Here is a 9,105-nt window from a genome sequence, read left to right on the forward strand (position 1 = left end):
GTCGAGATTGCAAAAGCGCTGGTCGGCAAGGCCAGGCTGCTCATCCTGGACGAACCGACCGCTGTCATTGCCGGCCACGAGGTCGACCTTTTGTTCGAGAACATGCGCAGGCTGCGCAACGAGGGCGTCGGCATCGTCTATGTCTCGCATCGGCTCGAGGAAATTTTCGAGATCGCCGACCGGGTAACAATCCTGAAGGACGGCCAGGTCGTCGGCATGAGCCCGGTGGGCGAGATCAGCCGCGAAGAGATGATCACCAAGATGGTTGGCCGCAGCCTCGGCCAGATCTATCCGGCGCGGCGCGCGGCGCCGGCGGATGGGCCGGACATCCTCAGCGTTCGCAACCTGCGGGCCGGTCCGCGCGTACGCGACGTCAGCCTGAGCGTGAAGGCCGGAGAGATCGTCGGCGTGGCCGGCATGGTCGGCTCGGGGCGCACGGAAGTCGCGGAGGCCATTTTCGGCGCGCGCGCCGTCGAAGGCGGGGTGATCGAGTTCGACGGCAAGCCGTTCCCAAAGAGAGTGCCGAAGGATGCCATCGCCGGCGGCCTCGGTTTTCTGACCGAGAACCGCAAGGACGAGGGCCTCTTTCTTGGCCTTCCGATTTCCGCCAACATCATGGCGCCGGACCTCCAGGGCATTACGAAATATGGCCTGATCGACCGCTCGCGGGAGCGTGCGCTGGCGGAGCGCCAGATCCACGATTTCTCGGTCGCAACACCGTCGCCTGATGTGAAGGTCGGCAATCTGTCTGGCGGCAACCAGCAGAAGGTGCTGTTCAGTCGCTGGTCCAGGATCGCCAATCGGCTGCTCATCCTCGACGAGCCGACACGCGGCGTCGATATCGGCGCCAAGGTCGAGATCTACCGCATCGTCCGGCGTCTGGCGGATTCGGGCGTCGGCGTCCTGATGATCAGTTCCGAACTGCCAGAAATCGTTGGTCTGTCCGACAGGGTCTTCGTGATGGCCCAGGGCCGCGTCGTGGGCGAAGTCGAAGGCGACGCTCTCGGCGAGGAGGTAATCATGGATCTCGCGGTAAGATCGATCGAGCGTCACAAGGCGCCAGCGGAGGAGATCGCATGAGCGCCATCGCCATGGATATTCGCCGCAACCGGCTGATGATGTCGTACCTGATCGTTGCGGTGCTGCTGGTCATGCTGGCTGTTGCCGGCGGTTTCCTGTCCGACCGCTTCCTCACTTGGCGCAATGTCGGCAATCTGTTCCAGCAGCTTATCGTGCTGGGCATGGTCAGCCTCGGCCAGACCTTCGTCGTGCTGATGGGCGGCATCGACCTGGCGATCGGCTCGCTGGTGAGCGCGCTGACGGTCTTCCTGGCGAACTTCCTCGAATGGCGGCCGGACCTGGTCTGGCTGGCGCTGCCGCTCGCCCTGGTGGCCGCGACCGCTGTGGGGGCGCTCAACGGGCTGCTGACGGTTGTGCTGCGCGTCCATTCGCTGATCGTGACGCTCGGCATGTCTTCTGTCATTTTCGGCGGCACGCTGATGTATCGCAAGGAGCCCGGCGGTTCGGTGCCGCGCGCCTTCGCCGACGTCGCCTATGCCAAGGTCGCCGGCATTCCGGTCAGCGCCATCATCCTCGTAGCCATTTTCGCCTTGGCCGGCCTCTGGCTACAGCGGACCCGTTCGGGCCGCAGCATCTATTTCGTCGGCGGTGATCGGGAAGCGGCAAGGCTGAACGGCCTGCCCGTCGACCGCATCGTCGTGCTTGCTTACGCGCTGTCCGGCCTGTGCGCCGGCATCGCGGCGATTTTCCTCACCGCCCGCACCGGTGTTGGCGATCCGCGCATCGGTGCTGCGCTGACACTTCAATCGGTGACGCCTGTCGTGGTCGGCGGCACCATACTGGCCGGCGGCAGGGGCGGCGTGCTTGGCACGTTCCTCGGCGTACTGCTGGTCACCATGCTCAACAATTTGCTGAATTTCGTGAACGTCTCGTCCTACTACCAGTGGGTCATCCAGGGTCTCATCATCATCATCGCGGTCGGCATCCACACTTCGAGGCGGAGATAACGATGGCGCCTCTCGACACTCCGATGCCGCGCTCACGAGGCCTGTCGCTCGCGACCATCTTCGAACGCTATGGGCTGGTGATCTTCCTGGCGGTGCTGATGGCGGTCGCTGCGGCGGCGTCGCCGACCTTCCTGCGGCCGGCCAACCTGGTCAATGTGCTGACCATCGCGGCACCGCTCGGCATGGTCGTGATCGGCCAGACATTCGTGATCCTGGTGCGCGGGCTGGACCTGTCGGTGGCGTCCCTGATGGCCACGGTCGCGGTGCTGGCGACAGCCTTCAAGGCCACCACCAACGACGCCATTCCGCTGATCTTCCTGGCGGCGATCGTCTTCTCGGCCATTGTCGGCTTCCTGAACGGATGGCTGGTGGCCAGGCGCAACGTCAGTCCGTTCCTGGCGACGCTGGCGATGATGATCATCCTGCAGGGTATCCGCTTCGCCTACACTGGCGGTGCGCCGATCAGCACCTTGCCGCCTGGCATGGGCTTTCTGGCCTCCGGGCGCATTCTTGGCGTTCCCGTCAACCTGATGACGCTGGCGGTGCTGGCGATTGCTTTTGGCATCGTGCTGCATCGATCGCGCCTCGGACGCGAGATATTCATGGTCGGAACCAACCCCAAGGCCGCGTTCCTCAACGGCGTCGCGCCTGATCGCGTGATCATCCTGTGCTACGTGATCTGTTCGGTCTGCGCGGGAATAGGCGGGCTGTTCCTGCTCGGCTATGTCGGCACCGTTTCGAACTGGGTCGGCCAGGGCTACGAACTGGACTCCATCGTCGCCGCCGTCATGGGCGGTGTCGCGCTGACCGGGGGGCGCGGCAACATCTTTGCGGCGCTGCTTGGCGTGGCCGTGCTGATGGTGATCAACAATCTCGTGCTGCTGCTCGGATTTCCGATCGAGATGCAGCTCATCATCAAGGGCATCATCATCATCGGCGCGGCGGCGTTTTACCGGACGCGCCTCGTCTGACACGATGTTGCCATTGGACCGCAAGGGAGGAAGAAAATGACCGTTGAAGTTCTGGCGGATCGCAGTGCACGGGCAAGGCGCGACGAGGAAGTCGATGTCGTGATTGTCGGCGCCGGTCCATCCGGCTCGGTCGCAGCCCTCCATCTGGCGCGCGCCGGCATTTCCGTCGTCGTGCTCGAGCAGGGCGAATGGCCGGACTATGCCGACTATACGGGTGCCCGTCCGGAGCACGAGCTTGTCAGCACCAAGCTCTGGCATCCCAATCCCAACGTCCGCGACAATCCCAACGACTATCCCGTCGACACCTCGACGACGGACATCAACCCGCTGATGTATGCCGGCGTCGGTGGCAGCGCGACGCTCTACGGCGCGCAATGGATGCATTTCCTGCCGTCCGACTTCCGCGTGCGCTCGATGGATGGCGTGGCCGAGGACTGGCCGTTCACCTATGAAGACCTGTTGCCCTACCAGCTCGAGATCGAGCGCGAAGTGGGCGTGTCTGGCCTTGCCGGCGATCCGGCCTATCCGCCGCGCGGCGCGTATCCCTTTCCGGCGCTCCCCATGGGCTCCGTCGGCCAGCGCGGTGCGCTGGGTATGGAGAAGATGGGCTGGCACTGGTGGCCCGGCAGCAACGCCATCCCGTCGGAGAAGTTCGGCGAACTCAATCCCTGCGTGCGCCGCGGAACCTGTCTGACGGGCTGTCCGGAGGGCGCGAAATCGACGACCGACCGGTCGCATTGGCCACTGGCCCTGAAGGCCGGCGCGCGGCTCGTCACCCGTGCCCGTGTCAAGGAGATCGAGACCAACGACCAGGGACTGGCGACCGGCGTCGTCTATGTCGACGCGAACGGGCGCGACCGGCGCCAGCGCGCCAAGGTGGTGATCCTGTGCGCCAACGGCGTCGGCACGCCCCGGCTGCTGCTGATGTCGGGAGGGGCCGGGAACCCGGACGGCCTTGCCAACTCTTCGGGCATGGTCGGCAAGCGGCTGATGATGCATCCCTTTGCAAGCGTACTCGCCTCCTACCAGGATCCGCTGGATTCCTGGCGCGGTCCCTTCGGCCAACAGGTCTATTCGCTGGAATTCTACGAGAGCGACGAAAGCCGCGGCTTCGTACGCGGCTCGAAATGGAACTGCATGCCGTCGGGCGGACCGGTCGGCATATCCGGCGCGACCGGGTCCAAGGTCTATGTCGCCGAAAGCGGCCGGTTCCAGGATTTCTGGGGCGCCAACCTGCATGAAAATGTAGCGCGCCGCTTCGGCCACTCGCTGATCTGGGGCATTGTCGGTGAGGATCTTCCGGAAGAGAGCAACCAGGTGGTCCTGTCGAAGGATCTGGTGGATTCCGATGGCCTGCCCGCGCCGCAAATCGTCTACAAGGTCAACGAAAACTCCAACCGGCTGCTGAAGTTCAACATCGACCGCTGCCTGGAATCGGTGCGCGCCGCCGGCGCCATCGAGACGCTGGTTTCGACGCCGGTGCGTGAATCCGGCTGGCATCTCATCGGCACCACCGTCATGGGCGACGATCCGAAGCGCTCGGTCGTCGACCAATGGGGCGCCTGCCACGACGTGCCGAACCTCTACATCATGGATGCGTCGACCTTCCCGACCTCGGGCGCCACCAACCCGACGGCGACCATCATGGCGGTCGCGCTACGCAACACGCGCCGCATGATCGCCGAGCGCCGCAACCAGAAGGTGGCCTGACATGTCAAACCAGAACACTTTCTTCGCGCTCGCCGACTTCCTCATCCCCGCGCATGGCAAGATGCCGAAGTTCAGCGACGTCTGCGGTTACGCCGATGTCGAGAAGTCGCTGGATTTTCGTATTGATCTGAAGCCGGGCTTTGCGCGCGGCATCGCAGTCGATCCGGCCAACGGCGCCGAGGCTCGCCTGGAAAGCCTCAACAAGGAGGATGGCGAAGCCTTCTCGGCGATCACCACGATTGCCATCGCTACCTACTACATGAGCCCGCGCGTGCGCGAACTGATCGGTTATCCCGGCCAGGAGAACGTCCCCTACGATTCCAAGGCGACGCAGACCTACCTGACCGACGGCTCGCTCGGCCAGGTGGTCGCGCGCGGCCGCAAATATCGGCCGAGCCCCGGCCTTTGATCTCCCAAGCAACTGGAAAGGACCATCCAATGGGCAAAGACGTTTTCGACAAGGGTTTTGAAATCCGCAAATCGGTTCTGGGCGCCGAATTCGTCGAGAAATCCTTCGCCAGCGCCGACGATTTCAATCGTCCGCTGCAGGAACTTGTGACGGAATATTGCTGGGGCGCTGTCTGGGGCCGCGACACGCTCGACAAGAAGACCCGCAGCATGCTGAACCTCGCCATGCTTTCCGCGCTCAATCGTCCCCACGAGCTGAAGATGCATGTGAAGGGCGCGCTGACCAACGGTGTGACCAAAGACGAAATCCGCGAAGTCCTTCTACAAGTCGTGATCTATGCCGGCGTGCCCGCGGGCGTCGATTCCTTCCGGGTGGCGCGCGAAGCAATGCAGGAAGTCGGCGCATGACAACGCGTCCGCCGCTGGCCACGGAAAAGCTCTCGATGCTGATCGGCGGCCGCTCGGCCGCCGCGCAGTCGGAGGATTTTTTCGAATCCTTCGATCCCTTCACCGGCAAGGCCTGGGCCCTCGTTCCGCGCGCTGGCGTAGCCGATGTCGATGCGGCCGTTCAGGCGGCAGCGGCCGCGTTCCGCGGTGAGTGGCGGACGATGACCCCAAGCGCGCGTGGCCAGATCATGACCCGCTTTGCCGACCTTGTGGCGGAGGAGGCCGAAAACCTGGCTGTTCTCGAAACCCGCGACAACGGCAAACTGATCAATGAAATGCGGATGCAGTGCAAATACATCCCGCAATGGTTCCGCTTCTTTGGCGGCCTTGCCGACAAGATCGAAGGGCGTGTGATCCCGATCGACAAGCCGGGGGTGTTCAATTACACGCGCCGCGAGCCGCTCGGGGTTGTGGCCGCGATTACGCCGTGGAACTCGCCCTTGATGCTGGCGACGTGGAAGCTTGCCCCGGCGCTCGCTGCCGGCAACACGATCGTCTGGAAGCCGTCGGAATTTTCCTCGGTGTCGGCATTGTTCTTCGGCCGGCTTTTCGAGAAGGCGGGCTTTCCCAACGGCGTCGTCAACATCGTCACCGGCTTCGGCCATGAAATCGGCGACCGCCTCGTCACGCATGCCGATGTCGCGAAAGTGGCGTTCACCGGTGGCGATGCAACCGGCCGCCGCGTCTATCAGGCTGCCGCTGGCGGGCTTAAGAAGGTGACGCTCGAACTCGGCGGTAAATCCGCCAACATCGTTTTCGCCGACGCCAAGATGGATGCCGCCATCCCTGGCCTCGTTTCCGGTATCTTCGCCGCGACGGGGCAGACCTGCATCGCCGGCTCGCGCGCGCTTGTGCAGCGCTCCGTCTACGACCAGGTGACGGAGAAGCTGGTCGCCTTCGCAAAGACCGCGAGGATTGGCGATCCGCTCGATCCCGAGACCCAGGTCGGTCCGATCACCACCCTGCCGCAGCGCGCGAAAGTGCTCGACTACATTGGCATCGCCAACGGTGAAGGCGCCGCGCAATTGCTCGGCGGCAAGATACCCGAGGACAAATCGATTGCCGACGGCTGGTTCGTGGAGCCGACGATCTTCGGTAACGTGAAGCAGTCCATGCGCATCGCCCAGGAAGAGGTCTTCGGACCTGTTCTGTCGGTCATTCCGTTCGACGACGAGGACGAGGCGGTGGCCATCGCCAATGACACCATCTACGGACTTGCGGCCGGTCTTTGGACGCAGGACCTCGGCCGCGCAATCCGCCTGCCCGAGCGGCTCGAAGCCGGTAGCGTCTGGGTCAACATGTACCGCGCCACCAGCTATCTCTCGCCTTTTGGCGGCTACAAGCAGTCGGGCATCGGTCGGGAGAACGGCCAGACCGCCATCTACGAATATCTTCAGGAAAAGAGCATCTGGATCGATGCCGGGAATTCCATTCCCGCGCCGTTCGTCCAGCGCTGATCGAAGAGACCCTTCGGAGGAAATCATGAACATACGTTTCGATGCGGTGCCGCCGCTCGACCCCAAGGTGGCGGCGTTCGTCGGCGGCAGGCATGCGATGCTGATCGGCAACGCGTGGCTGCCTGCGGCCTCCGGACAGTCGCTCGACGTCATCGACCCCTCGAACGGCCGGGTCATCGCGCAGGTGCCGGCTGGCGATGGTGCCGATGTCGATCTGGCGGTCAAGGCCGCGCGGACGGCGATCGACGGTCCCTGGTCAAAAATGGTGCCGGCCGAGCGCGCCAGGCTGATCTGGAAACTTGCTGATCTGATTGACGCCAATGTCGATATGCTGGCAACGCTCAATTCTTATGAGAGCGGCAAGCCAATCGGCGATTCCCGCAATGGCGAGGTGCCGTTCACGGCCGAGACGTTCCGCTACTATGCGGGATGGGCCACCAAGATCAACGGCGAGACGATGACCATCAACGCGCCGGGTGACTGGCATGCCTACACCCGCCGCGAGCCGGTCGGCGTCGTCGGCCAGATCATCCCGTGGAACTTCCCACTCAGCATGCTCGCCTGGAAGGTGGCGCCGGCACTGGCGGCTGGCTGCACCATCGTGCTCAAGCCGGCCGAGCAGACGCCGCTCGGTGCGCTCTACTTCGGTAAGCTGGTCCAGGACGCCGGTTTTCCGGAAGGCGTGGTCAACATTCTGACCGGCTTTGGCGAAACGGTGGGTGCGGCTATGTCGGCCCATCCCGACATCGACAAGGTTGCTTTCACTGGCTCGACCGAAGTCGGCCGGCTGATCGCACGCGCCGCGACCGGCAACCTCAAGAAGGTCAGCCTGGAGCTTGGCGGCAAGGCGCCAACCATCGTGCTCGGGGACGCCGACATCGACATGGCGGTGGCGGGCGCCTCGAGCGCGGCATTCTTCAATGCCGGCCAGAGCTGCGGCGCGGGAACGCGGTTCTTCGTCCACAAGAAGATCTACGACAAGGTCATGTCCGGCATTGCCGAGCGTGCCGAAAAGCTGAAGCTCGGCGCCGGGCTTGATCCCTCAACCGAGCTCGGCCCCGTCGTCTCTCAGCAGCAGATGGAACGCATCACCAGGTTGATCTCGGAAGGCAGGAGCGACGGTGCCGAAATCGTCACCGGTGGCGCGCGTGCCGGCGACGTCGGCTATTTCGTCGAGCCGACGGTCATCTCCAGGACGCGGCCGGACATGTCGGTGATCCGCGAGGAGATATTCGGGCCGGTGGCCTGCGCGATGCCGTTCGACGACGAGGATCTGGACCAACTTGCCAGGGATGCCAACGACACCGAGTATGGCCTGGCTGCATCGATCTGGACCAACAATCTGGGCGCCGCGCATCGGCTGGCCGCGAAAATCAAATCCGGCACGGTCTGGGTCAACTGCCACAACTTCAACGACGTCACCATGCCGTTCGGTGGTTTCAAGCAATCGGGGTGGGGGCGCGAACTTGGCGAACAGGCGCTGCAGCTCTACACCGAGACCAAAACCGTCGCGATCCGGTTGCCATAGGCGAGGCGGTCAATGTCCTGCTACGAGACGATCGACACACGGTTTGGGGAGCTGATCGATCCGGTCGCATTCCTCGAAACCGTCCATACGGGAAATCGCTGGGCGGAGGGACCGGTCTATTTCGCCGACCTTCGCTCGCTGATCTGGAGCGATATTCCCAACGACCGCATGCTGCGATGGGACGAGGAGACGGGAGCGGTTTCGCTTTTCCGCGGCCATGTCTCCAACCCGAACGGCAATACACGCGACCGAAACGGAAGGCTGATCACCTGCATGCAGGGGGAGCGTCGCGTCGTGCGCACGGAATGGAACGGCACGATCACCCTTCTGGCCGATTCTTTCGATGGCAAGCCGTTGAACTCGCCGAACGATGTGGTCGTGAAGTCCGACGGCAGCATCTGGTTCACCGATCCCAATTACGGGATCATTTCGGATTATGTCGGGCGCAAGGGCCTGCAGGAGCAACCGGGCTGCCGCGTCTACAGGATCGATCCCAGCTCGGGAGTAGTCACCGTTGTTGCCGATGATTTCTCTATGCCGAACGGGCTAGCCTTCTC

General features: G+C 63.6%; 9 protein-coding genes. All 9 read left to right on the plus strand.

Annotation, left to right across the window (positions count from 1 at the left end):
- Positions 1-1,080, plus strand: a 1,080-nt coding sequence (locus tag ACXJ7R_RS17400; protein WP_457152919.1) for a sugar ABC transporter ATP-binding protein, incomplete at its 5' end; no start/stop codon positions are given.
- On the plus strand, positions 1,077-2,027 hold the full coding sequence (locus ACXJ7R_RS17405; protein WP_457152920.1) for an ABC transporter permease: 951 nt from the start codon (positions 1,077-1,079) through the stop codon (positions 2,025-2,027). The genes ACXJ7R_RS17400 and ACXJ7R_RS17405, both read left to right, overlap by 4 nt.
- Positions 2,028-2,029: 2 nt before the next feature.
- A complete protein-coding gene (locus ACXJ7R_RS17410) occupies positions 2,030-2,998 on the plus strand; it encodes an ABC transporter permease (protein ID WP_457152921.1) in 969 nt (322 codons plus the stop codon).
- A 36-nt stretch (positions 2,999-3,034) separates the two neighbouring features.
- Positions 3,035-4,708, plus strand: coding sequence for a GMC family oxidoreductase (locus ACXJ7R_RS17415; protein ID WP_457152922.1), 1,674 nt, complete (start codon positions 3,035-3,037; stop codon positions 4,706-4,708).
- A 1-nt stretch (position 4,709) separates the two neighbouring features.
- The gene (locus tag ACXJ7R_RS17420; protein ID WP_457152923.1) at positions 4,710-5,117 is read left to right on the plus strand and encodes a hypothetical protein; all 408 of its coding nucleotides are present in this window, start codon (positions 4,710-4,712) and stop codon (positions 5,115-5,117) included.
- A 29-nt stretch (positions 5,118-5,146) separates the two neighbouring features.
- The gene (locus ACXJ7R_RS17425) at positions 5,147-5,524 is read left to right on the plus strand and encodes a carboxymuconolactone decarboxylase family protein (RefSeq protein WP_109661499.1); all 378 of its coding nucleotides are present in this window, start codon (positions 5,147-5,149) and stop codon (positions 5,522-5,524) included.
- Complete coding sequence (locus tag ACXJ7R_RS17430) at positions 5,521-7,020, plus strand: aldehyde dehydrogenase (RefSeq protein WP_457152924.1); 1,500 nt, start codon at positions 5,521-5,523, stop codon at positions 7,018-7,020. Before ACXJ7R_RS17425 ends, ACXJ7R_RS17430 begins: the two co-directional genes overlap by 4 nt.
- A 25-nt stretch (positions 7,021-7,045) precedes the next feature.
- The gene (locus ACXJ7R_RS17435; RefSeq protein ID WP_457152925.1) at positions 7,046-8,548 is read left to right on the plus strand and encodes an aldehyde dehydrogenase family protein; all 1,503 of its coding nucleotides are present in this window, start codon (positions 7,046-7,048) and stop codon (positions 8,546-8,548) included.
- A gap of 12 nt (positions 8,549-8,560) precedes the next feature.
- Positions 8,561-9,105 (plus strand): SMP-30/gluconolactonase/LRE family protein (locus tag ACXJ7R_RS17440; protein ID WP_457152926.1); only part of this gene is annotated, 545 nt, incomplete at its 3' end.

The sequence above is a fragment of the Mesorhizobium sp. P5_C1 genome (genome assembly GCF_054049815.1).